Source organism: Gordonia sp. HS-NH1, from assembly GCF_001418765.1.
Lineage (GTDB): Bacteria > Actinomycetota > Actinomycetes > Mycobacteriales > Mycobacteriaceae > Gordonia.
Genome location: NZ_LIYC01000040.1, coordinates 18,475 through 42,368, shown reverse-complemented (window position 1 = coordinate 42,368; position 23,894 = coordinate 18,475). Strand labels below are relative to the sequence as shown.

The window sequence follows — 23,894 nt, the reverse complement described above, 5'->3', positions numbered from 1 at the left end:
ACATCAAACTGGCCGTTGACATCTGTCCACGATGAAGTACACCCATGTCAGACAGACTAGATGGATGGTCCGACAAAGCCGGTCTCGGTTCGACACCTACCCACCAGCTCCTGGGGTCGAGTCGATCCACCAGTGCGACGGGCATGCGGTTCGCCCGTAGTCCTCAGCTAGCGAAGGCCGCCTCGACCGTTGCCTCGTCGAGCCCGTAATCGGAGAGCTGATAACGATGCTGGGGTTTGCGGGCGCCCGACTGGCTCTCCTCGTCGAGGGCGGTGACCGCGGCCCGCGCCGCATCCGTCATCGGGGTGTCCAGCGCGGCGTAGACGCGTTCGACGGTGCCCATGGGGTCCGACCGCAGATCGGTGAACTCGATGTCGAGGAACTGGGCCGGGTCGTATCGCTTTCGCGCCGTCGAGAACTCCCGCAGCCCACGCGACCATAACTCGAGCTGGTCCCGGCCGACCTGCGCGCCGGTGAACGTCGTCGACCAGCCCGGTGTGGCGTGCTCGGCCAGGCTGCACATCGACGCGATGAGCGTGCTGGGCGGCCGGTGTGTCTGGATCACCAGGGCATCCGGGTATGCGGCCATGAGCGCGTCGAGGGCGAACAGATGGCTGGGGTTCTTCAGCACCCACCGCTTGCCGGGATCGTTCAGACCGATCAGCTGTAGGTTCTTGCGATGCCGAAGATACGCCGGTGTCCAGTCCTGTCGGCTCAGCCACTGCGAATAGGTCGGGACATGCGCCAGCGATTCGTACGAGATCGACATGACGCTCTGCCGGAGCAGCTGCCAGCATTCCTCGACCTCGGCGGCGTCCATGTAGTGCAGCCCCATGAACTCGGGGTTCTCGACGTGGTGCTGCTCGAAACCGGCCTGGATCTGCTGGTAGACCGGATTGTCCGACCAGGTGCCGCGCGGCGGCCGGGGTTGCGGGAACTCCGCGAGCCACATCTCGACGCCCTGGTGCGCGGGATCGGCGGCCAACAACCGGTGCAGCGCAGTCGTTCCCGTGCGCGGCAGGCCGGTCACGAAGATCGGCCGGGTCACCTCGACGTCGGCGTACCCGGGGTTCGCCTTCCACGACGCCTCGCTGAGCAGACGGGCGACCAGCGCACCCTTGAGGAAGAAGCGGAACATCTTGCTGCCCAACTCGGTCAGCCCCGCCTCGGAGCGGTATGACTCGAGCAGGATGCCCAGGGGCTCCAGGTAGTCGGTGTCCCCGAAGTCGTCGAGGCCGGTGGCGCGAGTGGCCGAGGAATGCAGGTCCTCGATCGTGCCGACGTCGGTGCGTGCCGCACTAGTCATGGTATTCACCGCAATTCACGTCCAAGGTGTGCCCGGTGATGGCGCGCGCCATCGGCGAGGCGAGGAACACGACGGCGTCGGCGATCTCGTCCGGCTCCGGCAATCGCTTGAGGTCGGATTTCGACGCCGTCTGTTGATAGACGTCGTCGGGTGAGATCCCGTACTTCTTGGCGACCTCGCCGAAGTACCACTTCAGCTGGTCGTCCCAGATGTATCCCGGCGCAACCGAGTTGATGCGGATTCCCTTGTCGCCGAGTTCGGAGGCCAACGACTGCGACATCGCCAGCAGCGCCGACTTGGCGATCTTGTAACTGCCGTACCGGGGTTCGGAATGCCGGATGACCATCGAGTTGATGTTGACGATCGAACCGTCGGCCGTGGCCAGCGCATCGGTGAACGATCGGATGACCCGCAACGTACCCAGCACGGTGACGTCGATGCTGCTCGCGATCTGATCGAAGTCGGTGCGAGACAACGGTTTCATCGACGGCAGCGCGAAGGCGTTGTTGACCAGCACGTCGGCTCGGCCGAACTCGGCGACGGTGGTGGCGACCAGGTTGTCGACGGCGGCGTCATCGGTGATGTCGGCCGGGACGACGAGGCTGGTCCCGCCGGCGGCGTCGATCTCGGCGGCGACCTCCTTCAGACGTGACTCGGTGCGGGCGGCGAGGACCACCCGCGCACCCTCCGCGGCCGCGCGCAGACAGATGGAGCGCCCGAGTCCCGGGCCGACGCCCGAGACCACGACGACCTTGTCGGCGAGCAGACCCCTGTTCACACTCATCCGAGCATCCTCTCGGCGAAGGCACGCTGGCGTGCCGCGATGCGCGCCGCCCAGCCGTCGGCGTCGATCCTGTTGTGGTCGAGGTGCGGCAGGTGGGCGGGCACGTCGTCGAACGCGACGACCTGCGCGGTCGGCCCCAGGTCCGGGCCGATCGGGGAATCGCTGCGTTGCCAGCGGAATTGCAGGATGCCCTTCGACCGGCCCGTCGTCTCGATCCAGTTCGCGACGCCCGGATCGCGATGTGACACCACCATCCGGATCATGCCGTCCGGATCCACCTGCGCCTGAGCGGAGTTCAGGCTGGTCTGATGGTTGACGTAGTCCAGCGAGATGTACCACATGCTGCCGAGCTGGAATCCCTGGTACGGGGCGTCGGACCGCGGGATGGTGATGACCATCGCCTCGTCGGGACCCAGCCGGAAGTGACCCACCGAGGAGAACTGCGTACTGAGCCCGCCGGGGGTCTGACGCGGTGCGGTGAACGTGTTGACCGGCTCGTCGAGGTAGAACCACTTCGGGAAGTTGAACCACGTGTTGATGCGCGCGGTCAGCATCTTGCCCGCGGTCGCATACCGGCGGGACACCCGTGCCAGGTCGGGCTCCGCCGGGGCGGTCCCGACCGTGTCGACCCGCTCGATGGTGATCGACCCCTTGCGTTCGGACCAGTCCGAGTACACCTCTCGTACCGCGAGCATCGACGCGCCCTCGCCGAGCGGAAAGTAGTCGTCCGGCGCGTCCGGGATGGGCGGGCCGAAAGTCAGCTCGTAAGAGCCGTCCTCGGCGATCGTCAGTCGACGATCGTCGAAGGCGTCCTCGCCACCCGGCACCGACGACGCCGTGTAGTCCCCGCGCAGCACCTGAAAGCTCAGATCTGCTGTGGTACCGCGCCGTCCGCGCACCCGATACGTCCCGGTGGGCTCGACGTCGGCGTGGTAGTAGAGCGTGTCCGGGTTGTCCAGGCCCATCTTCGTCGACGGCCCGGTCGAGGTCACGAAGTTCGGGTGCGAGATCGACCGGGCGCGTACCAGCTGGACGATCGCGGCGATGCTCCCGGCGAGGTAGTCATAACCCTCGGCGAGATCCTGTTCGGTCTCGGCGAAATCGGCTGACGCGACCAGCTTCTCGGCCTCCGCGATCGCATCGATGAGAGGCTGGGTGACCAGCTGCGGTGTGGCGCTCGGATTGTCGATTCCGGTGGTGTCGGTGGTGTCGGTGTCGGTACTCGTCGTGTCGTCGACGGTCATAGCCAGGTGTCCCCGCCCGTCCAAGTCAGGAAATTCTCGAGTTCTGCCTGTGCGGGGGTGACCCGCGGGTGTTCGGTCGACAGGTAGCCGCCACGGTAGAACAGCAACGGCTTGTCCTGCAGCACTTCTCCGAGAGTCAGCGCACGCCCGATGACGATGTGGTGGTCGCCGCCGTCGGTGACGCTGTCCACGTCGCACTCGACCCAGGTGAGTGCGTGGCGGATGACCGGAAGGCCGGCCGGCGACGGGTCCCAGGTGATGTTCGCGAACTTGTCGTCACCCGGGGCGCCGAATGCCGCGCTGACGTCCTGCTGTCGGTTCGAGAGCACGTTCACGCAGAACTTGCGCGTCTTCTCGATCACCTTCCAGCTTCGAGAGGTCTTCATCGGGCAGAACAGGACCAGCGGCGGGTCGAGGGACAGCGCCGCGAACGACTGGCATGCGAAGCCGACCGGGTTACCCGCGTCGTCGAGCGTCGTGATGACCGTGACGCCCGTGCAGAACTGGCCCATCGCGGTCCGGAACTGGCGGGAATCGAAGTCGGCGGACCCGTAGGGTGACCGCGCGTGGGACTGCTGGGTCGTGGCGTCGGGGGGCATCTCAGCCCTTGAACCCGACGCTGAAGTCATGCCCCCACAGACTCACGGCCGTGCTCTCGCGGGCGATCCACTCGTCGTCGGAGACCGTTCTTCCCTCACAGCCGAACTCGACGTCGAAGCCACCGGGTGTCTTCATGTAGAAGGAGAGCATCAGGTCGTTCACGTGGCGGCCGAGTGTCGCCGACATCGGCACCTTCTTGCGCAGCGCGCGATCCAGGCACAACCCCACGTCGTCGGCGTTCTCCACCTCGACCATCAGGTGGACGATGCCGGTGCTGTTCGGGATCGGCAGGAAGGCCAGCGAGTGGTGCCGCGGGTTGCATCCGAGAAAGCGCAGCCACGGGACCTCGTCACCCTCTTCGCGCCCGACCACCTGCGGAGGCAGGCGCATGGAGTCGCGGAGCCGGAATCCCAGTACGTCCCGGTAGAACTCGAGGGCCGCCTTGTCGTCGGAGCAGGTCAGTACGACGTGCCCGAGGCCCTGCTCCTCGGTGACGAAACGGTGCCCGTACGGGCTGACGACGCGCCGGTGTTCGAGCGCGGCCCCGTGGAAGACCTCGAGCGTGTTGTCCGCCGGGTCGTCGAAGACGATCATCTCGGCAACTCGACGGTCGGCGATCTCCTCGTCCTTGCCCTCACGGAAGACCACTCCCGCGCGTGCCAGGCGATCCCGAACGTTCTGTAGCTCGGCGGCGTTCGCGACCTCCCAGCCCGCACTCGCGAGCCGGTCGTGCTCGGACGGCACGATGACCAGCCGGGCCGGGAAATCGTCCATCCGGAGGTACAAGGCGCCGTCGGTGAGACCGGAACCCTCGATCATCCCGAGGACCTTGAGGCCGTAGGTACGCCACGCCTCGATGTCGGTGGCCTCGATCCTCATGTACCCCAGCGAGCGGATCGGACTGTCGCTCATCTCCAAGACTCCTTGTGGCTCTGTGTTGGTCGGCAGCGGCGAGGTCTCACACCATCGTGTCGCCGATGGGAATCCCGAACTCGCCGTTGCCGAATGCGACGTAGGCGCGCTCCGGGTCGTTCGCGGCGTGCACGCGCCCGGCGTGGGCGTCGCGCCAGAAGCGCTGGATGGGCGTCCCGTTCTCCAGGGCGTGTGCGCCCGAGTTCTCGAAGAGCCGGTCGATCGCGGCGATCGCCCGTCCGGTCGCGCGCACCTGGTCGCGCCGGGCGGACAGGCGCAACTCCATCGGGATCTCCTCGCCGGCGAGGATGAGGTCGTACTCGGCCTGCAGGTTGCCCGACAGCTGACGCCAGGCGGCGTCGATGTCGCTGGCGGCCTCGGCGATCCGGACCTTGGCGAACGGATCCTCCTTGGCCTTCTCGCCCGCGTAGGCGGCCCGGACCCGCTTGCCCTGATGCTCGACGTGGGCGCGGTAGGCGCCATAGGCCATCCCGACGATCGGTGTCGCGATGGTGCTGGGATGAATTGTGCCCCAGGGCATCTTGTACACCGGCGCGGTGTTGCGCTCCAGGCCCGGACTCTGCCCCATCGACATCGTGCGCATGCTCAGCATGCGGTGCCGGGGCACGAACACGTCCTTGACCTCGATGGTGTTGGACCCGGTGCCGCGCAGGCCGACGACGTTCCACACGTCCCTGATCGTGTAGTCCTCGCGGGGGATCAGGAAGCTGACGAAGTCGACGGGCTTGCCGTTCTTGATGACCGGACCCCCGACAAAGACCCAGTCAGCAGTCTCGCAACCCGACGACCACGCCCACGAACCGTTGACCTTGTAACCGCCGTCGACGACCTCGCCCATGCCCATCGGGGCGTACGACGACGAGATGCGGACGTTGGTGTCCGAACCCCACACGTCTTCCTGTGCCTGCTGATCGAACAGCGCGAGGTGCCAGTTGTGCACGCCGATGATGCCCGACACCCACCCCGTGGACCCGCACGCCGACGCGATGCGGCGTACCGCTTCGTAGAAGGTGACCGGGTCGGCCTCGTAACCACCCCACTGCTCGGGCTGCAACAGCCTGAAGAAGCCGGCGGTCTCGAGGCTCGACACGGTCTCGTCGGGGATGCGGCGCAGATCCTCGGTCGATTGCGCACGCTGCTCGAGTTCCGGGAGCAGGACGTTGATCTTCTCCAGGACCTGCTCGGCGGCTTCGCTCCGTTGTGCTGGCATCTCGCCTGCTCCTACTCGTCTCTCCCTCGACCGGGCACGCCGGCCGCTGTAACCATCGAGTTCGAGATTAGAACACGTTCTCATTTCTGTCGAGCACGCCGACTTTATGCCCATGTACAGGCCCTATTGCCCTCCGCGGCGTCGATCGTGCTGACAAATCTGAAACGTGTTCTAGTATTGGGTACAGTTCTTCGACGCGACACGAGTCACAGACAGGAGAGGGCACATGTCTTCAGGACCCGAGACGATGACCCCGAGCAGCCCCGGCACGCCGAGCGCAGCCGCCGCCTCCGACGGAGCGGACGTGGGCATCCGGGAGATCGACACGGGTGCGCCACCCACGCGTTTCGCGCGGGGCTGGCACTGCCTCGGACTGCTCGAGGAGTTCTCCGACGGCAAGCCCCACTCAGTCACGATCTTCGGCACCAAGCTGGTGGCGTGGGTCGACACCAAGGGCGAGGTCAACGTCCTCGACGCCTTCTGTCGGCACATGGGCGGCGACCTCTCCCAGGGCAAGGTGTCCGGGGACAACGTCGCGTGCCCGTTCCACGGCTGGCTGTGGAAGGGCAACGGACGTTGCGCCGGGGTGCCGTACGCCAAGCGCAACCCCAAGCTCGCCAAGACGCGCTCATGGCCGTCGATGGTCCGCAACGGCCAGGTCTTCGTCTACAACGATCCCGAGGGCAACCCGCCGCCGGACGAGTGCATCATCCCCGAACTCGACGAATTCGGATCCGAGGAGTGGACGCCCTGGACCTGGAACCGCATCGTCATCGAGGGCGCCAACTGCCGCGAGATCATTGACAACGTCGTCGACATGGCGCACTTCTACTACGTGCACTTCGCACTCCCCGACTACTTCAAAAACGTCTTCGAGGGTGAGATCGCCGCGCAGTACATGAATTCGCATGGCCGGCCCGACGTCACCCTCGGCACCAACTACGGCGACAGCCGTCTCGAATCGATCGCGGCGTATTACGGGCCGTCGTACATGCTGAACCCGATGATCCAGTACTACGGCGGGTACGCCGTGGAGACCATCCTCACCAACTGCCACTACCCGATCGACGAGAACTCCTTCGTCCTCATGTACGGCGTGATGGCCAAGGTCCCCGACGGACTGACCGCCGAACAGGCGTCGAAGATGGCCACCAAGATCAGCGCAGGCGTCGAGGTGGGCTTCCTGCAGGACGTCGAGATCTGGAAGAACAAGACCCGCATCGACAATCCCCTGCTCGTCGAGGAGGACGGTCCGGTCTATCAGCTCCGCCGCTGGTACGACCAGTTCTACGTCGACAAGGCGGCAGTCACCGACGAGATGACCGGCCGATTCGAGTACGAGATCGACACCTCCAAGGCCCTCGAGAGCTGGAACGAGGAGATCCAGGAGAACCTGCGTCGCCAGGAAACCGAGAAGGCCGACTCCGCCGCCGGCTCGGAGTCCACCGAGAAGGCCGAGGTCTGACGGTGACCCGGGCAGCAGGGGTTCGCGTGGGTTCCGACCGCTGGGCCAAGGCGCCCGACTTCCACGACGATCCCGACCGGCTCGCCCGGGTCCACGAGGCCACCCGCCGCGACCGTGAGCACTATCTGCAGGGCGGCATGCGCGAGATCGAGTGCCGCGCGTGCCACGCCTGCGTTCTCGTGAAGAAGACGAGTTCGTTCCACACCAGCGTGCAATGGAATGCCGACGCCCGGGAGCGCTGCCTCGGCCTCGAGCAGATGCGCGCGGGCGGCGACGGTGGGAACGACGACACGGGGAACGGCCCCCTGCTTCCCGGCGCGATGATGCCGACGTGCGCCCGGTTGTCGGCGAGTATCGACCACGGGGTTTCCGAGGGCATCATCCCCGCCCAGTCACCCGTCTCGGATCCCGACGGATACTGGTGATCGATTAACTACCACACCAGCAACATTCGGTAACACAAGCCTCAAGCATCACAGCGGTCACACCTTCGTCACACCTGGAGAACGACCGACGACACGCCGGCCCGGCTCCGCCAAGCTGTCGTCATGTCCGTATCGCCACCGCGCTTCAGGCGCGTGACCTGCACCATCGCACTCACCGCCGCATTGTCGGTCGGCGTACCGCTCATCGGCTCTCCGGTTTTCGACACCGGCCGCGCCGCGGCCGCGGGATCGTCGGACTCCTCCGGTTCGGTTCCCATCTATCTGCCGGTGCCGACCACCGTCGGCCTCAACGCACTCGGGGCGGCGATCACCCAGATCGGCAAGCCGTACAAGTGGGCAGGCGTCGGCCCGCATTCCTGGGACTGCTCCGGGCTGGTGCGGTGGGCGTTCTACACGACCGGCGTCCACCTCCCCCGGACCAGCCAGCAACAGGCGAAGGTCGGACACGCGATCCCGTTCCGCGCGCTCGCACCGGGCGACATCATCATCTTCGGTCGCGACGCGGGACACGTCGGTATCTACGCGGGCGCCGGCCGGGTGTTCAACGCCTACGGCCCCAACGGTGTCCCGATCGGGTTCACAAAGCTGAAGGACATGGGATACATCAAGACGATTCGTCGGTTCGGCTGAGCGTCGGGCGCGGCCACCACGTCGTGAGCACCCATCCCACGACGACCACCAGCAACAGGGCCGCGACCACGACGGTCCCGATCAGTCCGTAACCGGCCCGCATCGCGGGCAGGTCTGCACCCAGCGCCTCCGACACCGAGTCGGCGAACAATTGCGCGGCAGGGTCACTCAGCACCCTGACGCCGACGACCAATGCGACGAGGGACGCGAGACCGATCACTCCGATGGCGGACGGCCGGAGTCGGGCACGCCACCAGCCCAGGGCCGCGACGACGGCGATCACCGCCCCCGCCACGACCACGCTCAGACCCGGCCGGTCGGTCTTGTCCTCGAAGAAGAACGCGACGTCGTCGTCGCTGGCCCCCAGGATCTTGACGTGTCCCAACCCGGTGATCGACGGTTCCACACCTTCGTCGGTCCAACCCCACTGGACCTGCGCGAGCAGGACCAGTAGCAGTCCGCCGGCCAGCATCACCGGCCACGCCGTGGTGCGAAGTCGTTCGACGGTGGCCGAGTGCGTCGTCATCCGACCAGCGTGCCATGACCCATCCCGGTGGATATGAGTCGACTCTCCCCCAACGCGGTCCGCGACCGATGAGTTTGCGCGACCCTGTCGGTCAGAAGTGTGTCGATGAGCAGTTGCCCAGCAGATTGTGCGGAACAAGGAAGAGGACACAGAAATGGCAGAGTATGCGGCCCCCTCGGGGGCACCGATCTGGTTCGACCTGATGAGCAGTGACACCGCGAAGGCCGAGGAGTTCTACGGGGCGATCTTCGGCTGGGAGGCCGAGGCTCCCGACGAGGAGTTCGGCGGCTACCGCAACCTCCTCAAGAACGGCAAACGTGTCGCGGGGCTGAGCCCGGTGATGGAAGGCGCCGGACCTCCCGACATCTGGACGGTGTACCTCCACACCGAGGACGCCGACGCGACGGTGAAGGCAGTCGAGGCGGCGGGTGGCTCGATCATGGTGCCCCCGATGGCCATCGGCGAGGAGGGCACGATGCTGATGGCTCTCGACACAGCGGGCGCGGCGATCGGGTTCTGGCAGCCGGACAAGCACAAGGGTTACTCCGAGTTCGGCGACCACGGCACGCCCTACTGGTTCGAATGCCAGAGCATGGACTACGCCAAGTCTGTCGACTTCTACCGGACCGTGCTCGGCGCGCGCATCGAGGAGATCGGTACCGGTGGCGACCCGGATGCCGTCGGGCCCGACAACTACGCCCAGATCTTCTACGGCGAGACGTCGTACGCGGGCATCATGGACTCGGTCAAGCTCTTCCCCGCCGGGGTGCCGTCGTTCTGGCAGATCTACATCACCGTCGACGACGTGGCCGCCACCGTGAAACAGGCCGAGTCACTCGGCGCCGAGATCCTCATGGCCGGCGAGGACACCCCGTACGGCACGCTCGCGGCGATCAAGGACCCGATGGGCGCCCTCATCTGTCTGGGGCACCCGCCCGCCGGCATGTGAGGTCCGGCCTCGGTAGGACTCACGCGGCTCGCGCATGAGTCCTACCGAGCAGCTCAGCGGCGGCCACAAACGTTCATCACGCCGCAACGAGACGGCCAGCGACAACCTGTAGCGTCCGACTTCCACAGCACGATTCACCGTCGTATCGAATGGAAGTCGTCGGCGCAGAACAGGAATCGCATGTCCGCCACCGAGTCCGGAGCTCTTCCCGACACCGTCCAGAGCTACCTGGACGAGGTCCCTGCCTGGCGGGACGGCACGCCCGCGACCGCCGGCTCGATGACCTCGATGCAAAGACGGATCTGGTTGCTCGCGTCCGCGGGGAAGTTCCTCGAGGGCATGATCGTCTTCATGGTGGGCGTGGCCCTACCACTGATCATCGACGACTTCGGGCTCGGCTCAGCCCAATCCGGCGTCGTGACGGCCGCGCCCCTGTTGGGCATCATGATCGGCGCATCGGCCCTCGGCGGGCTGTCCGATCGGTGGGGTCGCCGTCAGTTGTTCCTGGCCGAGATGGTTCTGTTCACGGCCTTCCTGGTGGGCGTCACGTTCAGCACCGGCTTCCCGATGCTGGTGGTGTGTCTCGTCGGCATGGGAATGGCGCTGGGTTGCGACTACCCGACCGCACACACCATGATCTCCGAGACCATGCCCACCAGCATCCGGGGTCGAGGGGTGCTCGCGGCGTTCGGCTTCCAGGCCGTCGGCGCCCTGGCCGGCACACTCGTCGGCGTCATCATCCTGGGCAATCGCGACGAACTGTCGGACTGGCGCTGGATGTTCGGCGTGGTTGTCGTCCCATCCGTCCTGGTGATCGTCGGCCGGCTTTTCATCGTGCAGAGTCCGCATTGGCTCCTCGGCACAGGCAGAGTCGACGAGGCGGAGCGAGAGCTGAAGCGTTTGTTGACTCGCCGACCGCAGTACCCGTCCACCGTCTCCCTCGCACTCCGCGACGAGTCTGCCTCCGGCCCCGACTCCGCCGACGGGTCACCATCCAACATCGGGTCGCTGTTCCGGCGACCCTGGCGCCGCTCGACGATCCTGGCTTCGATCCCCTGGTTTCTGCAGGACCTCGGAACGTACGGGATCGGCATCTTCACCCCGACGATCATCGCCGCGACGATCGGAACCGCCGCCGCAGACGACGCGACCGTCAGCAGCGTGGTCGCCGACGACCTGCACGGCGCCGAAGGCGCAGTCCTCATCGATGCCTTCCTCCTCATCGGCATCGCGTTGGCCATCCTCCTCGTCAACAGATTCGGCCGAATCCGACTACAGGTCTTCGGTTTCCTCGGTTGCGCTGTCGGGTTGGTGACAGCCGCCGCCTCCACCCTCCTCGACGGAACCCTGCAAGTCGTCCTCGTGTTCGTCGGCTTCATGTTGTTCAACCTCATGACCAACCTGGGTCCGAACTCCATGACCTATCTGCTGGCCGGCGAGGTCTTCCCCACCTCGCTGCGTGGGACGGGCGCGGGCCTCGCCGCCTCGGTCGCCAAGGTCGGGGCAGTCCTCACCGCCTTCCTGTTCCCCGTCCTCCTCGATGCCTGGGGAACGGCGATCATCGTGCTTCTTCTCGCCGGAACGTCGGCGCTGGGCGCATTCGTCACATGGACCTTCCGAGTCGAGACCACCGGACTGAGTCTCGAAGACGTGGACCGGATGCACGATGCGCCGTCGCCGACCGGAGGCATGAGCACTCCCCGGCCCACTCCTGCCGGGATCTCGTAACGCAAAACGTTGCTGTAAACCAACTTTCGACAAACCCGCCCCTTTTCCGTAAACCCACCCGGTCCGAAGGCGTTGGGTTTACGGAAAAGGGGTGGGTTTGCGGGTGGGGGTACTCACCGCACCGGCAGCAACGGCACCCGCAGGAGCTCACCGGTGACGACGCCGCGCACCGTCCGAACCGCCACCACACCCCATGCCAGGACGAGGACCGCGAACCCGGCGACGGCCGTGACCTGGAAGATCGCGCCGCCGAACGTGAGTGCCAGCGCACTCGAACCCGTGACGTAGGTGCCGAGCGGGAAGGTGAACGACCACCAGGTCATCGCGAACGGCATCCCCGACCTCAGCGTTCGCACGGTGAGCTGCGCAGCGACGACGATCCAGAGAGTGGCCACCACCCAGACGGTGAGGCCGTAGCCCATCGCGAACGACTGCAGCGTTCCGACGATCGGGGCGCCCACGACGTGCGGTGCGACATGGGCGAGCAAGCATGCGGCGGTGATCGACTGGCCGAGCGGACCGAGAACGATCCACCAGGTGGGGACCATGTGGGCGGCACCGACATCACCGCTGCGCAGCCGCGCCGCCAGCACCGCCAGGATCGGCAGCGAGGCGAGTGCGGCCAGTACGAACATCGCGCAGCCGATCACCATCACGACCTCCGCCCAGCCCGCGGGCAGCTGCGGGGTGAGCACCGCGGCCGCCGACGCCGACACCATCGGGGGGACGACCGGCATCAGCCAGCCGCCGAAAGCCTCACCTACAGCCGGGCGGCCGACGATCAGGTGCCGGTACGGGATGACCACGGCGGTGAACACCCCGCCGATCGTGCCGATGATCCAGCACACGACGTCGATCCCCAGTGCCAGATCGCGGCCGATGACCGTCGTGCCGACCAGCATCGTGCTGGTCCCGACTGTCATCACCGCCATCGGTGCCGCGCCGTAGAAGTGGGCGACCACCCGGTGGGCGAGGTGACCGCGGGCGATCTCCGGGTCGCGGACCCAGTGGCGGACGGTGGCGGCCACCACACCCGCGAACACCGCGCAGGCCAACAGCCAGAAGACCGTCGCCACCACTGCCAGGCCCGGAGGTTGCCAGGGCAGGCTGTGCGCGGCGATCGCGACGATCCCGGTGCCCATCACCGCGGCGAACCAGTTGGGCGGAACGTAGGAGACGTGGCGACGCTTTGTCCCGGTGTCGGTTGCGGGCCCGCGATCTGTCGCGGCGAGTCCGGCGGTGGGGGTCGTCGTGGTCATGTTCACCACGTTCGCGCGAATGTCACGACGCCGGTAGGACCCAAAGCGTTGACAGGATACAAATCGTGTTTGTACCGGGGGTATCAGCGATGCTTGTACCCTCGAACGATGGTGCTGAGTCCGCGGATGCCCGACCTCGCTTCGCTGGAGACCCTGCAGGCGGTGGTCGGGACAGGCAGTCTCAATGCCGCCGCGACCCAGCTCGGCGTCACCCAGCAGGCGGTCTCGGCGCGGATCCGCGCGATGGAGACCCAGCTCGGCGTCACCCTGCTGACCCGCACACCACGAGGTTCGGTACCCACCCAGTCCGGACGACTCGTCGCCGAATGGGCCGACCGCTTGCTGACCCTGGCCGGGGAGTTCGACGCCGGGCTGGCCGCGTTGCGCCTCGAACGCCGTGATCAGCTACGCCTCGCGGCCAGCCTGACCGTCGCCGAACATCTCCTGCCCCGCTGGCTCGTGTCGTTCGGCGCCCAGCACGATCACGCGCCGAAGGTGTCGTTCACCGCCACCAACTCCGACCACGTGTACGACCTCGTCCGTGCCGGCGACGTCGAACTCGGTTTCGTCGAGGGGTCACGTGTCCCGACCGGTCTGCGCAGCCGGAGCGTCGCGCGTGACGAGCTGGTCCTCGTCGTGCCGCCGGGGCATCCGTGGACGCGGCTGCGGCGTCCGGTCACAGCCGCCGACCTCGCCCGCACCCCGTTGGTCACCCGCGAAGAGGGCTCGGGGACGCGGGAGTTCTTCGAACGCGCCCTGACGCGGGCCCTCGGGCCGGGACGGGAGACCGCGCCACCCGTGCTGGAACTGTCCACGACGGCGTCGGTGCGGGCGGCGGTCATCGCGGGAGCCGGGCCGGCCGTGCTCAGTGACCTCTCGGTCGCCGACGATCTCGGACACCGGCTGGCCCACATCGACATCGCCGACCTCGACCTCGCCCGACCCCTGCGCGCGGTGTGGCTGTCAGGGGCCCAACCGGGCGCCGGCGCGGCACGCGACTTCCTCGCGCACATCATCCGCAGCTGAGCGACACCCAGCCGACGGGCATTCGACGGATCGCCCTCACACCCCGGCGTTCGCGTCCTGCTTCTTCTTGAGTTCGAGCGCGATGTCGATCAGCTGGTCTTCCTGACCTCCGACGAGTTTGCGGCTGCCCGCCTCGAGGAGGATCTCCGCCGCCGAGACGCCATAGCGTTCGGCGTGACCCTCGGCGTGCTTGAGGAACGAGCTGTAGCAACCGGCGTAGCCCATCATCATCGCCGAGCGGTCGACCAGGCACTCCGACGGCATGGCCGGACGGACGACATCCTGTGCGGCGTCGGCGATCTTCATGAAATCGACTCCGGTGGTGATGCCGAGCTTGTCGCACACACCCACGAAGGCCTCGGTGGGTGTGTTGCCCGCGCCCGCACCGAAGCGCCGGATCGAGCCGTCGATCTGCTGCGCACCCGCACGAATCGCGTTGACCGAGTTGGCAACCGCGATGTCGAGGTTCTCATGACCGTGGAACCCGACCTGCGCGTCGTTGCCGAGTTCGGCGACCAGGGCCTCCACCCGCACGGTCACGTCTTCGAGGACGAGGGCACCCGCGGAGTCGACGACGTAGACACACTGGCATCCGGCATCGGCCATGATGCGGGCCTGCTTGGCGATGACCTCCGGCGGCTGGCTGTGGCTCATCATCAGGAACCCGACGGTTTCCAGGCCCAGATCGCGGGCGAGTCCGAAGTGCTGGATGGAGACATCGGCCTCGGTGCAGTGCGTCGCGATGCGGCAGATCTGGCCGCCGTTGTCCTGCGCGGCCCGGATGTCGTCCTTGGTGCCCAACCCGGGCAGCATCAGGAACGCGATCTTCGCGCGCTTCGCGGTCTCCGCGGCGGCCTTGATCAATTGCTGCTCAGGAGTTTTGGAGAAGCCGTAGTTGAACGACGACCCGCCCAGACCGTCGCCGTGGGTCACCTCGATCACCGGCACACCCGCCTCGTCGAGGGCGCCGACGATCGCGCGCACCTCGTCCTCGGTGAACTGGTGGCGCTTGTGGTGGCTGCCGTCGCGCAGCGACGAGTCCGTGATGCGGATGTCGAGGACGTCGGAGTACTTGCGTGCGTTCGCCATCAGCTTCGGGTCACGCGGCGTGGAAACCACATTGGTGCTCATGCGGGGACTCCCAACTTGGTTTTTGCTGTTTCGTGGGCACTCACGCAGGCGGTCACGCCGGGACTCCCAACTTGGTTTTCGCGATCTCTTCGCCGACCTTCGTGGCGGCGGCGGTCATGATGTCCAGGTTCCCGGCGTAGGGCGGCAGGAAGTCGCCCGCACCTTCGACCTCGACGAAGATCGACACCCGGGCGAAGCCGCCGTTGACGACGCTCGGCGGGTCGAACTGGGGGTCCTGCAACAGTCGATAGCCCGGCACGTACGCCTGGATCTCTTTCTCCCGGCGGTGGATCGACTCGGCGATCGCATCGGTGTCGGCGTCTTCGGGGATGGCGCAGAAGATGGTGTCGCGCATGATCATCGGCGGGTCGGCCGGGTTGAGGATGATGATCGCCTTGCCGCGCTGCGCGCCGCCGATCGTCTCCACCCCCGCCGAGGTCGTCGCGGTGAACTCGTCGATGTTCGCGCGGGTTCCCGGTCCGGCCGACACCGAGGCGACCGACGCCACGATCTCGGCATACGGAACCGCCACAACCGAACTCACCGCATGCACCATCGGGATGGTCGCCTGCCCTCCGCACGTGATCATGTTGGTGTTCGGCGCGTCGAGATGCTCGCGGAGATTGGCCGGCGGTACCACCGCGGGACCGACGGCAGCCGGGGTGAGGTCGACGGCGATGATGCCCGCCTCTTCGTACTTCGGCGCGTACTCGCGGTGCACATAGGCCGAGGTCGCCTCGAAGATCAGATCCGGACGCTCCGACGACGCCAGCAGCTCGTCGGCGCCGCCGCTCATCGTGATCAGGCCATGATCGGCCGCGCGCTTCATGCCCTCGGAGGCGGCATCGATGCCGACCATCCAGCGCGGCTCGATCACATCGGAGCGCTCCAGCTTGTACATCAGGTCGGTGCCGATGTTGCCCGACCCGATGATCGCTGCGGTCAGCTTGGCTACCACGGGTTCCTCCTCATACTCGGTGAAAGTCGTTCGTGTCTAGTTGAAGTCGAGGGTGACGCGGCCCAGGCCGGCGAAGTCGGCCACGAAGTGATCGCCGGACGAGATGTCGATCGCCCGCGTCGCGGTGCCCGGTAGGATCACATCGCCCTTGCGCAGGCGCACCCCGAAGCCCTCGACCTTGCGCGCGAGCCAACTCACAGCGTTCAGCGGATGACCCAGTACCGCAGACGAATTGCCCTTGGCGACGATCTCGCCGTTGCGCGTCAGCGTCGCCTCGATGTCGCCGGTGTCGATCTCGGAGATCGGGACGCGTTGCTGACCGAGGATCCACCCACAGGACGACGCGTTGTCGGCGATCGTGTCGCAGAGCGTGATCTTCCAGTCCTTGATCCGGGAGTCGATCAACTCGATCGAGGGCACCACCCAGGCCACCGCGTCGATCACATCCTCGTTGGTGCAGCCCTCGCCCGGCAGGTCCTCGCCCAGGATGAAGCCGACCTCGACCTCGACGCGCGGGAAGCACAGCTTCTTCGCGTCGATCGGGGTGTGTTCGAAGTACTGCATGTCGTCGAGCAGATGACCGTAATCCGGCTCGTCGACGCCCATCATCTTCTGCATGGCCTCCGAGGCCAGGCCGACCTTGTGCCCGGCGACCTTCGCCCCGGCGTCGAGGCGCTTGCGGATGTTGATCAGCTGGATCTCGTAGGCGTCGACCACATCGAGGCCGGGGTGGGCGTCGGTGGGCCGGTCGATGGCGGTCGCCGACGCCTCCGCCCGCGCCAGATCGGCAGCGATCTGCTCGCGAATCCCCTGCTCAACCGCCATCGCCCTCGCCTTCCGAATGTGAACGTGTTCTAGTTTAGAACACGTTGCAGTGTCGGGGCACTCCTCGGTGCGATCGGTGAACTTTTTCGCGGCGACGCCGGGATCGACGATCACACCAGCGGCGGGGGACTACGGTCGTCGTCATGAGTTCCGAGTCCCCGAATCCCGTCTCGCCGGACGACGACGACACCGGCGAGGCCATCCTCACCTCCGTCAACGACGGAGTGGGAAGGCTGACGCTCAACAACCCCCGCCGCAAGAACGCCATCACCCTCGAGATGGCCGCGGCCATCGAGCGATTCTGTGATCGGGTCATCGACGACGACAACGTCGGCGCCGTCGTCGTGGACGCCGTCGGCTCCTACTTCTGCAGCGGCGCCGACACGAGAATCCTGGCCGCGGCGTCCGCCGATCCGGCCGCGCCGTCGTCGGTCGCGCAGCTGTCGGCCGTCTACCGCGCGTTCGTGCGGGTCGGCTCGTTGCCGGTACCGACAGTGGGGGTCGTCGTCGGCGGGGCTGTCGGCGCAGGCCTCAATCTCGCACTCGCCGTCGACCTGCTCGTCACCACGCCCGACGCCGTCCTCGACAGCGGATTCCTCGCTCGCGGGATACACCCCGGGGGCGGTCACCTCACGCTGTTGAATCGGGCGGTGGGCAGGGCGAACACCATCGCCCTCGCGGCGTGCGGCCAGTCGCTGTCCGGCGAGCAGGCCGTCGAGCGCGGCCTGGCGTACGCGGCTGCACCCCTTCCGGACATTCCGGCGATCGTCGACGGTCTGACCGGGCCCGCCGCGCGCGACCCCGAGTTGACGCGGCGTGTGATGGCCAGTGTCCGAATGGAACTCGGACCCCCGGCGGCGACGTGGGATTCGGCGATCGAGATCGAGCGCGGCACCCAGATGTGGTCGATGGCGCGCAAGGGGCAGAACTGGTCGTCCCGCGGTCCCGGCCGGTCATGAGCCGGGGCGCCGTCTCGGACGACGTCCTGCACTCCCTCCGCGACGAGGTGCGCGCCTTCCTGCGCACCGAACTCGCCGGCAGAGCCGATCCCGTCGACTGGGCGTCAGATCCCGTCGACCGTGCATCCAATCCCGTTGACCGTGCGCCCTAGTCCATACCGACACGCAGGCGGGACCGGAACTGTTGAGCCTGTTGAGGCCGTTGAATTCCTTACTCGGTGTGTCGGAAAGCCTGGCGTCGTCGCCTGAACACCCACCTTGACGAAGACGACCTGCGGCGGCCGATAGGAACCGGTGCGTTGATCAGGTCGTCCACGCCTGCCGCAGGCATCGACCTCTGGTCGCTTCGCCCCGTCGCCACCGGTCGACGTAGCGCCGACGGGATCGGACGCACAGTCAACGCGTAAAGCCGCCCAGTCGACGAAAACAGACGCCCAGTCGACGAAATCGGGCGCACAGTCGACGAGAACAGACGCCCAGTCGACGGGATCGGAAGCACCCCTGGCGTCCCATTTCTGAAACGTGTTCTAATTCAGGTAGAACACGTTCCAGCTGCGCGCACGAAGGGGACCCAATGGCCGGCTCGACCGAACCAGAACAGACCAGCACCCGATCCGAGACCCCGGCACCCGAGACGTTCGACGTCGTCGTCGTGGGAGCCGGCGGTGCGGGCCTGAGCGCGGCGATCACCGCAGCTCAGAAGGGCCTGTCGACGGTCCTGATCGAGAAGTCGCCGTACTGGGGCGGCTCGACGTCGCGGTCGGGCGGCGGGGTCTGGATCCCGAACAACTCGGTGCTGCGCCGCGACGGTGTCATCGACACACCGGACAAGGCCCGCGAGTACGTCCACGCGATCATCGGCGACCATGCCCCGGCCGATCGGATCGACGCCTACATCGACCGCGGGCCCGAGGCCCTCGACTTCCTGATGGCACACGCCCCCCTCGACCTCGAGTGGGTGAAGAACTACTCGGACTACTACCCGGAGGCACCCGGCGGCCGGCTCGCCGGACGGTCGATCGAGCCGCGCCCGTTCGACGCGCGCCGCCTCGGGGACGACCTGAAGACCCTGCACCCGCAGTACACCAAGGCACCACTGAACATGGTGGTGCTGCAGTCGGACTACCGCTGGCTCAACACCGGCCTGCGTCATTGGCGCGGTCCGCTGCGGATGGCGAAGGTCGGCAGCCGGTTCTTCTGGGCGCGCAGCCGGGGCAAGAAGCTGATCGCCATGGGCGCCGCGCTGGCCGCCGAACTCCTCATCGGCGTACGCCAGGCCGGCGTCCCGGTCCGGCTGAACACCGGCCTGGCCGACCTCATCACCGAAGACGGCCGCGTCGTCGGGGTGATCGCCGAGTCCGACGGCAAGCGCGTCGAGATCCGCGCACGCCACGGCGTGATCCTCGCCTGCGGCGGGTTCGAGCACAACGACGAGATGCGCAAGAAGTACCAGCGCGACCCGATCGGTTCCGAATGGACGACCGGCGCGCCGAGCAACACCGGCGACGGCATCAACGCCGGACTCAAGATCGGCGCCGCGGTGTCCCTGATGGACGACGCCTGGTGGGGCCCGACGATCCCGCTGCCGCGCGGTCCGTGGTTCGCGCTGTCGGAGCGGGCGGTACCCGGAACGTTCATGGTGAACACCCGCGGACAGCGCTACATGAACGAGTCCCTGCCGTATGTCGAAGCGGTGCACCAGATGTACGGCGGCCGGTTCGGTCAGGGCGAGGGTCCCGGCGAGAACGTGCCGTCGTGGCTCATCTTCGACCAGCGCTGTCGCAACCGCTACCTCTTCGCCGGCATCAACGCACGACAGCCGCTGCCCAAGAAGTGGTTCGAGTCGGGTGTCGTCGTCAAGGCCGACAGCATCGCGGCACTGGCCGAGAAGATCGGTGTGCCGGTCGACGCACTGACCGCCACCACCGAGCGGTTCAACAGTTTCGCCCGCAAGGGCGTCGACGAGGACTTCGGGCGTGGCACAAGCGGTTACGACCACTATTACGGCGACATCACCAACAAGCCCAACCCGAGCCTCGGCGAGGTCAGCAAGGGCCCGTTCTACGCGGTCAAGATGGTCCCGGGCGATCTCGGCACCAAGGGCGGGATCAATGCGGATGCGTCCGGTCGCGCTCTGCGGGCCGACGGCTCGGTCATCGAAGGTCTGTACGCGGCGGGCAACACCAGCGCCCCGGTCATGGGACACACCTACGCCGGTCCGGGCGCGACGATCGGTCCGGCCATGGTGTTCGGCTACCTCGCCGCCGCCGACATCGCCGCCAAGGCCGCCGCCCCCGCATCCACAGGAGCCTGACACGATGCCCATCGACCTCTCCGTCGCCCTCGGCGCCGAGCTGCCCGAGGTGAGCTTCGAATGGTCGGCGTCGGACGCCGCCCTCTACAACCTCGCGGTGGGTGCCGCATCGGACCCGATGGACACCACCGGACTCGAGTACGTCCACGACTCGACACCGAAGGTGCTGCCCACCTTCGCCACCGTGGCCGCCGGCTTCCACACCACCGAACCCCCGAAGGTGTCGTTCCCCGGCATCGACATCGACCTCGCGAAGGTCGTCCACGGCAGCCAGCAGGTGACGGCCTACCGGCCACTGCCGGCCGGCGGCAAGGCGACCACCCGCACCCGGATCGCCGAGATCCAGGACAAGGGTTCGGCCGCGGTGATCGTGCAGGAGTCGGTGACCGCCGACGACGACGGCCAGACACTCTGGACCTCCCGCTCGTCGATCTTCGCCAAGGGCGAGGGCGGCTTCGGCGGCGAACGCGGTTCGTCGGCGAGGGTCGACTATCCCGACCGCGCGCCGGATCATCGCCTGACCGTCGCGACGCTCCCCCAGCAGGCCCTGCTCTACCGGCTGTGCGGAGACCGCAATCCACTGCACTCCGACCCCGAATTCGCCTCTCGCGCCGGGTTTCCCCGACCGATCCTGCACGGCCTGTGCACCTACGGCACGGTCTGCCGCGCGATCGTCGACGAGGTTCTCGGTGGCGACGTGACCGCGGTCGCCGACTATTCGGCATCGTTCGCGGGCGTGGTGTTCCCGGGCGAGACCCTCGCGGTCGAGGTCTGGGAGGACGGCTCCCGGTTGCTGGCCACCGCGACCGTCGCCGAACGCGACGGCGCGAAGGCCCTCGGCAATGTGGTCTGCGAACGTCGCCGTTAGTCCCGGAGCCGCGACGGCTCGGACGCAGCCCGGAGACGCTGTCGCGCGGGGCCAGTACGCTACACACGCGGACCGCGAGGCGGCCCGCAGGTTCCGTGTCGCATATCCCCGAGGAGACGCCCATGAGCGATTCGCTGACGCCCCTACTCGCCGACAACCGCAGCGCACTGGTGACCGACCTCGTCGGTGTCATCGACGCCGAGGTGGCCGACCAGTCGGGTCTGAGCGGCGCTGCTGTGAAGACCGCCTACTCCGCGGTCCAGAAGGTGAAGCCCGGTGTCGTGCGCAGCGCCACCGATCAGATGGCCGAGGACTTCCTGAAGGCGCTGGCGCCGTTCTGGGATTCGAAGCCGGCCGGTGTCGCCTTCGGCGATCACCTGACGGCCCACAGCGATGCGGCGGCCGAGGCCCTGCTGTCGGTCACCGACGCGCAGGCGGAGACGGCCAAGCCCGCACTCGCCAAGGCGTACAACTCCCTGCGCGGCAAGGGGAAGAAGTACGTGATCGCGGCACTGCCGCGTCTGGGTGCCGCCATCGAGCGGCACGCCGCCTAGAAGTCGGCGCGCGCGTCGTCGGCGGTCACACCGACATCTCGACGGAGTCGGGTCAGACCGCCCCTCCGACGGAGTCGGGTCAGACCGCCGACGACGCGATGGCCACGAGAGCCACGACGACGCCGATGAGCGCGGCCAGCATCGACAGCACACGCCACACGTGGACGCGAGCGGGCGAGATCTCGGTCCCGTTCGGGGCGACGTCGGGCGATGCGGCCGGGGTCGCGACAGCGGGGGTAGCAGCGGCGGGGGTTCGTGCGATTCGGGGTGAGGCCATGACCTGTCACCACTTTCGGTTGTCCGGGGCCAACGGGGACCGGCACGGTCTCGCGTTCGCCCGGTGTCGATACTGCAGTGATAAATGTGTCACAAGTTACTCGAGTAGCGTTGGCGCCCACATAGCGTGTCGCGATAACGAAATCGCAACACAGGCTCGGCGACGGCGATCGTGCCTCCGATCGAACATGTGTCGCCGCATGCAGACCCCGAAAGCGCAGGACGCCGAATGAGATTACCGTCCGCCATCCGCCTCGACGCGAAGTCTGCGTGGCTCGTCCTCGTCGCCTGTCTGTCGGTCAGCATGGTCGTGGCCGCGATGGCGGCCCTCAACACCGCCCTGCCCGACATCGCGATCGACACCGGCGCCGACGCCGGACAGATGACGTGGATCGTCGACGGGTACACCCTGGCGCTCGCGGCGCTGCTGCTCCCGGCGGGCGCGATCGGCGATCGGCTGGGTCGCCGCGAGGTCCTGATCGCCGGCCTCGTGTTGTTCGGCGTCGCCTCGCTGGTGGCGATCTGGGTCGACGGCCCGACCCAGTTGATCCTGGCCCGGTGTTTCGCCGGAGCCGCCGCGGCGCTGATCATGCCGACTACGCTGTCCCTCATCACCTCCGGGATGCCGGAAGGTCAACGAGCGGTCGGGATCAGCATCTGGTCGGCGATCGCCGGCGGCGGAGCGATCGCCGGCTTCCTGGTCACCGGCCTCCTTCTCGAGTTCTTCTCCTGGCACTCGATCTTCATCACCTTCGCCGCGGCATCGGCCGTGGCTGCCGCCCTCTGTCTGACCATCGGCACGTCGAAGGACAGCGACCCCGGTCGCTTCGACATCTTGGGAACGGTGTGTTCGGTCCTCGCCATCACCGGAGTCGTCCTCGGTCTCCTGGAGGCTCCGCATCGGGGCTGGGCGGATCCCGTCGTCCTGGTCTGCATCATCGGGGGCGTGTTGCTCGCCGCGGCTTTCGTCGTCGTGGAACTGCGGTCGACGTCACCGCTGTTCGACGTCCGGCTACTCGGCAACCGCGCGTTCGGATCCGGGTCCCTGTCGGTCGCGGTCCAGTTCCTCGCCTCGTTCGGCATGTTCTACCTGCTGTTGCAACTGTTGCAGCTGGTGTTCGGTTACACGCCGCTGCAGTCCGCCCTCGCACTGATGCCGTTCGTGGCCGGCGTCGGCCTCACCACGCTGTTCGCGAACTGGCTTGCCGTGCGGCTCGATTCACTCAAGTTCGTGATCGCCGGCGGCGCGCTGCTGTCCGGTGTCGGCCTGATCCTCCTCGGTTCGTTCCGGTACGAGACCTACTGGACGCTGGCCGGGGTGGTCGCGGTGATCGCCGCGGGTATCGGCCTGGCCTCGGCGCCGGCGACGACGGCCATCATGTCCAATACCCCGCTCGACAACCAGGGCGTCGGCTCGGCGGTGAACGACACCGCCCGCGAGATCGGCGCGGCGATCGGCATCGCGATCGCCGGCAGCATCGTCGCCGCGGGGTATCAGTCGAGGATCGGTGACACCGCACAACTGGCGCGTGATCAGCTGGCCGCAGCCGGTCAGCAGCGGATCGCCGCCGGCGACAGCGCCGGTGGCCAGGCCATGATCGCCGAGGCCGAGCAGGCCTCGACGCTGATCGAACGGTCCCTCGCCGAGGCGACGGTGGTCGTCGACAGATTGTCCGGCCAGGCCGCCGACCTCGCGGAGACCATCGCCGAGGGCAGCCGAGAGGCCTTCTACGCCCCCTTCGAGCAGGCGTCGCTCGTGCTCGGCGGGATCATGCTCGTGAGTTCGGTGGCGCTACTGTGGCTGACCCCGCGGCGCGTCGTCGAGGTGCCGTCGGACGTGGCAGAGCCCGACCCGGACCGCGACGACACCTATGCCCGTGACTGAGTGACGTAGCCTGTCCCG

General features: G+C 67.2%; 24 protein-coding genes. 12 read left to right on the top strand and 12 right to left on the bottom strand.

Annotation, left to right across the window (positions count from 1 at the left end):
- Window positions 1-163: 163 nt before the first annotated feature.
- Genes AMD30_RS20250 through hsaA form a run of 6 tightly spaced genes read right to left on the bottom strand, consistent with a single transcriptional unit; the run spans window position 164 to window position 6,077 of the window.
- Window positions 164-1,306 (bottom strand): sulfotransferase family protein, encoded by a 1,143-nt coding sequence (locus AMD30_RS20250; RefSeq protein WP_055476884.1) that lies wholly within the window; start codon window positions 1,304-1,306, stop codon window positions 164-166.
- A complete protein-coding gene (locus AMD30_RS20245; RefSeq protein WP_014925476.1) occupies window positions 1,299-2,090 on the bottom strand; it encodes an SDR family oxidoreductase in 792 nt (263 codons plus the stop codon). The genes AMD30_RS20250 and AMD30_RS20245 overlap by 8 nt, the downstream gene beginning before the upstream one ends.
- Window positions 2,087-3,334, bottom strand: a complete 1,248-nt coding sequence (locus tag AMD30_RS20240) for a hypothetical protein (RefSeq protein WP_055476883.1) — start codon at window positions 3,332-3,334, stop codon at window positions 2,087-2,089. The genes AMD30_RS20245 and AMD30_RS20240 overlap by 4 nt, the downstream gene beginning before the upstream one ends.
- Window positions 3,331-3,933 carry a 3-hydroxy-9,10-secoandrosta-1,3,5(10)-triene-9,17-dione monooxygenase reductase subunit gene (gene hsaB, locus AMD30_RS20235; RefSeq protein ID WP_055476882.1) on the bottom strand — a complete coding sequence of 201 codons (603 nt, stop codon included), beginning with the start codon at window positions 3,931-3,933 and terminating at the stop codon, window positions 3,331-3,333. Before hsaB ends, AMD30_RS20240 begins: the two co-directional genes overlap by 4 nt.
- 1 nt (window position 3,934) lies before the next feature.
- Window positions 3,935-4,846, bottom strand: coding sequence for an iron-dependent extradiol dioxygenase HsaC (gene hsaC, locus AMD30_RS20230; protein WP_010842127.1), 912 nt, complete (start codon window positions 4,844-4,846; stop codon window positions 3,935-3,937).
- 46 nt (window positions 4,847-4,892) lie between these two features.
- Complete coding sequence (gene hsaA / locus AMD30_RS20225) at window positions 4,893-6,077, bottom strand: 3-hydroxy-9,10-secoandrosta-1,3,5(10)-triene-9,17-dione monooxygenase oxygenase subunit (protein WP_010842128.1); 1,185 nt, start codon at window positions 6,075-6,077, stop codon at window positions 4,893-4,895.
- Window positions 6,078-6,303: 226 nt separating this feature from the next.
- On the opposite strand from hsaA, the gene AMD30_RS20220 reads away from it, so the two are divergent.
- The 3 genes from AMD30_RS20220 (at window position 6,304) to AMD30_RS20210 (ending at window position 8,618) form a co-directional block, all read left to right on the top strand.
- Entirely contained in the window at window positions 6,304-7,542 is a 1,239-nt protein-coding gene (locus AMD30_RS20220; protein ID WP_055476881.1) for a Rieske 2Fe-2S domain-containing protein, read from the top strand.
- Between the two features lie 2 nt (window positions 7,543-7,544).
- Entirely contained in the window at window positions 7,545-7,967 is a 423-nt protein-coding gene (locus AMD30_RS20215) for a hypothetical protein (RefSeq protein WP_425307020.1), read from the top strand.
- A 123-nt stretch (window positions 7,968-8,090) separates the two neighbouring features.
- Entirely contained in the window at window positions 8,091-8,618 is a 528-nt protein-coding gene (locus AMD30_RS20210; protein ID WP_055476880.1) for a C40 family peptidase, read from the top strand.
- Here AMD30_RS20210 and AMD30_RS20205 read toward each other — a convergent pair.
- Window positions 8,593-9,144: a hypothetical protein gene (locus AMD30_RS20205; protein ID WP_055476879.1), complete on the bottom strand. Its 552-nt coding sequence runs from the start codon at window positions 9,142-9,144 to the stop codon at window positions 8,593-8,595. The two genes, AMD30_RS20210 and AMD30_RS20205, sit on opposite strands and share 26 nt — an antisense overlap.
- Window positions 9,145-9,298: 154 nt before the next feature.
- On the opposite strand from AMD30_RS20205, the gene AMD30_RS20200 reads away from it, so the two are divergent.
- Window positions 9,299-10,093 carry a VOC family protein gene (locus tag AMD30_RS20200; protein ID WP_010842133.1) on the top strand — a complete coding sequence of 265 codons (795 nt, stop codon included), beginning with the start codon at window positions 9,299-9,301 and terminating at the stop codon, window positions 10,091-10,093.
- A gap of 180 nt (window positions 10,094-10,273) precedes the next feature.
- Complete coding sequence (locus AMD30_RS20195; protein ID WP_055476878.1) at window positions 10,274-11,821, top strand: MFS transporter; 1,548 nt, start codon at window positions 10,274-10,276, stop codon at window positions 11,819-11,821.
- Between the two features lie 113 nt (window positions 11,822-11,934).
- Here AMD30_RS20195 and AMD30_RS20190 read toward each other — a convergent pair whose 3' ends face one another.
- A complete protein-coding gene (locus tag AMD30_RS20190; protein WP_055476886.1) occupies window positions 11,935-13,080 on the bottom strand; it encodes a TDT family transporter in 1,146 nt (381 codons plus the stop codon).
- Between the two features lie 108 nt (window positions 13,081-13,188).
- Between AMD30_RS20190 and AMD30_RS20185 the strand changes: the two genes are divergently transcribed.
- Window positions 13,189-14,106 (top strand): LysR family transcriptional regulator, encoded by a 918-nt coding sequence (locus AMD30_RS20185; RefSeq protein ID WP_084817330.1) that lies wholly within the window; start codon window positions 13,189-13,191, stop codon window positions 14,104-14,106.
- Window positions 14,107-14,142: 36 nt separating this feature from the next.
- Here the strand turns inward: AMD30_RS20185 and dmpG are convergent, their stop codons facing one another.
- Genes dmpG through AMD30_RS20170 form a run of 3 tightly spaced genes read right to left on the bottom strand, consistent with a single transcriptional unit; the run spans window position 14,143 to window position 17,020 of the window.
- Entirely contained in the window at window positions 14,143-15,237 is a 1,095-nt protein-coding gene (gene dmpG / locus AMD30_RS20180) for a 4-hydroxy-2-oxovalerate aldolase (RefSeq protein ID WP_055476877.1), read from the bottom strand.
- A gap of 52 nt (window positions 15,238-15,289) precedes the next feature.
- Window positions 15,290-16,195, bottom strand: coding sequence for an acetaldehyde dehydrogenase (acetylating) (locus AMD30_RS20175; protein WP_055476876.1), 906 nt, complete (start codon window positions 16,193-16,195; stop codon window positions 15,290-15,292).
- A 36-nt stretch (window positions 16,196-16,231) separates the two neighbouring features.
- Entirely contained in the window at window positions 16,232-17,020 is a 789-nt protein-coding gene (locus AMD30_RS20170; protein WP_055476875.1) for a 2-keto-4-pentenoate hydratase, read from the bottom strand.
- Between the two features lie 143 nt (window positions 17,021-17,163).
- Here AMD30_RS20170 and AMD30_RS20165 point away from each other — a divergent pair, with 143 nt between their 5' ends.
- From AMD30_RS20165 to AMD30_RS20150, 5 genes are all read left to right on the top strand, one after another.
- A complete protein-coding gene (locus AMD30_RS20165) occupies window positions 17,164-17,979 on the top strand; it encodes an enoyl-CoA hydratase-related protein (protein WP_055476874.1) in 816 nt (271 codons plus the stop codon).
- Window positions 17,976-18,131 (top strand): hypothetical protein, encoded by a 156-nt coding sequence (locus AMD30_RS25555; RefSeq protein WP_231632804.1) that lies wholly within the window; start codon window positions 17,976-17,978, stop codon window positions 18,129-18,131. The genes AMD30_RS20165 and AMD30_RS25555 overlap by 4 nt, the downstream gene beginning before the upstream one ends.
- Window positions 18,132-18,553: 422 nt before the next feature.
- Entirely contained in the window at window positions 18,554-20,293 is a 1,740-nt protein-coding gene (gene kstD, locus AMD30_RS20160) for a 3-oxosteroid 1-dehydrogenase (protein WP_055476873.1), read from the top strand.
- Window positions 20,294-20,297: 4 nt separating this feature from the next.
- On the top strand, window positions 20,298-21,161 hold the full coding sequence (locus AMD30_RS20155) for a MaoC/PaaZ C-terminal domain-containing protein (protein WP_055476872.1): 864 nt from the start codon (window positions 20,298-20,300) through the stop codon (window positions 21,159-21,161).
- Between the two features lie 122 nt (window positions 21,162-21,283).
- Entirely contained in the window at window positions 21,284-21,715 is a 432-nt protein-coding gene (locus tag AMD30_RS20150) for a DUF6918 family protein (protein ID WP_055476871.1), read from the top strand.
- A gap of 79 nt (window positions 21,716-21,794) precedes the next feature.
- Here AMD30_RS20150 and AMD30_RS20145 read toward each other — a convergent pair whose 3' ends face one another.
- Window positions 21,795-21,992 (bottom strand): hypothetical protein, encoded by a 198-nt coding sequence (locus AMD30_RS20145; RefSeq protein ID WP_010842145.1) that lies wholly within the window; start codon window positions 21,990-21,992, stop codon window positions 21,795-21,797.
- A 228-nt stretch (window positions 21,993-22,220) separates the two neighbouring features.
- On the opposite strand from AMD30_RS20145, the gene AMD30_RS20140 reads away from it, so the two are divergent.
- On the top strand, window positions 22,221-23,876 hold the full coding sequence (locus AMD30_RS20140; protein WP_055476870.1) for an MFS transporter: 1,656 nt from the start codon (window positions 22,221-22,223) through the stop codon (window positions 23,874-23,876).
- Window positions 23,877-23,894 lie beyond the last annotated feature (18 nt).

What these genes read in the sequence shown, in the direction of transcription:
- AMD30_RS20250 (WP_055476884.1), bottom strand. Translation starts at nt 1,306, where the DNA reads ATGACTAGTGCGGCACGCACCGACGTCGGCACGATCGAGGACCTGCAT.
- AMD30_RS20245 (WP_014925476.1), bottom strand. Translation starts at nt 2,090, where the DNA reads ATGAGTGTGAACAGGGGTCTGCTCGCCGACAAGGTCGTCGTGGTCTCG.
- AMD30_RS20240 (WP_055476883.1), bottom strand. Translation starts at nt 3,334, where the DNA reads ATGACCGTCGACGACACGACGAGTACCGACACCGACACCACCGACACC.
- hsaB (WP_055476882.1), bottom strand. Translation starts at nt 3,933, where the DNA reads ATGCCCCCCGACGCCACGACCCAGCAGTCCCACGCGCGGTCACCCTAC.
- hsaC (WP_010842127.1), bottom strand. Translation starts at nt 4,846, where the DNA reads ATGAGCGACAGTCCGATCCGCTCGCTGGGGTACATGAGGATCGAGGCC.
- hsaA (WP_010842128.1), bottom strand. Translation starts at nt 6,077, where the DNA reads ATGCCAGCACAACGGAGCGAAGCCGCCGAGCAGGTCCTGGAGAAGATC.
- AMD30_RS20220 (WP_055476881.1), top strand. Translation starts at nt 6,304, where the DNA reads ATGTCTTCAGGACCCGAGACGATGACCCCGAGCAGCCCCGGCACGCCG.
- AMD30_RS20210 (WP_055476880.1), top strand. Translation starts at nt 8,091, where the DNA reads ATGTCCGTATCGCCACCGCGCTTCAGGCGCGTGACCTGCACCATCGCA.
- AMD30_RS20205 (WP_055476879.1), bottom strand. Translation starts at nt 9,144, where the DNA reads ATGACGACGCACTCGGCCACCGTCGAACGACTTCGCACCACGGCGTGG.
- AMD30_RS20200 (WP_010842133.1), top strand. Translation starts at nt 9,299, where the DNA reads ATGGCAGAGTATGCGGCCCCCTCGGGGGCACCGATCTGGTTCGACCTG.
- AMD30_RS20195 (WP_055476878.1), top strand. Translation starts at nt 10,274, where the DNA reads ATGTCCGCCACCGAGTCCGGAGCTCTTCCCGACACCGTCCAGAGCTAC.
- AMD30_RS20190 (WP_055476886.1), bottom strand. Translation starts at nt 13,080, where the DNA reads ATGACCACGACGACCCCCACCGCCGGACTCGCCGCGACAGATCGCGGG.
- AMD30_RS20185 (WP_084817330.1), top strand. Translation starts at nt 13,189, where the DNA reads ATGGTGCTGAGTCCGCGGATGCCCGACCTCGCTTCGCTGGAGACCCTG.
- dmpG (WP_055476877.1), bottom strand. Translation starts at nt 15,237, where the DNA reads ATGAGCACCAATGTGGTTTCCACGCCGCGTGACCCGAAGCTGATGGCG.
- AMD30_RS20170 (WP_055476875.1), bottom strand. Translation starts at nt 17,020, where the DNA reads ATGGCGGTTGAGCAGGGGATTCGCGAGCAGATCGCTGCCGATCTGGCG.
- AMD30_RS20165 (WP_055476874.1), top strand. Translation starts at nt 17,164, where the DNA reads ATGAGTTCCGAGTCCCCGAATCCCGTCTCGCCGGACGACGACGACACC.
- AMD30_RS25555 (WP_231632804.1), top strand. Translation starts at nt 17,976, where the DNA reads ATGAGCCGGGGCGCCGTCTCGGACGACGTCCTGCACTCCCTCCGCGAC.
- kstD (WP_055476873.1), top strand. Translation starts at nt 18,554, where the DNA reads ATGGCCGGCTCGACCGAACCAGAACAGACCAGCACCCGATCCGAGACC.
- AMD30_RS20155 (WP_055476872.1), top strand. Translation starts at nt 20,298, where the DNA reads ATGCCCATCGACCTCTCCGTCGCCCTCGGCGCCGAGCTGCCCGAGGTG.
- AMD30_RS20150 (WP_055476871.1), top strand. Translation starts at nt 21,284, where the DNA reads ATGAGCGATTCGCTGACGCCCCTACTCGCCGACAACCGCAGCGCACTG.
- AMD30_RS20145 (WP_010842145.1), bottom strand. Translation starts at nt 21,992, where the DNA reads ATGGCCTCACCCCGAATCGCACGAACCCCCGCCGCTGCTACCCCCGCT.
- AMD30_RS20140 (WP_055476870.1), top strand. Translation starts at nt 22,221, where the DNA reads ATGAGATTACCGTCCGCCATCCGCCTCGACGCGAAGTCTGCGTGGCTC.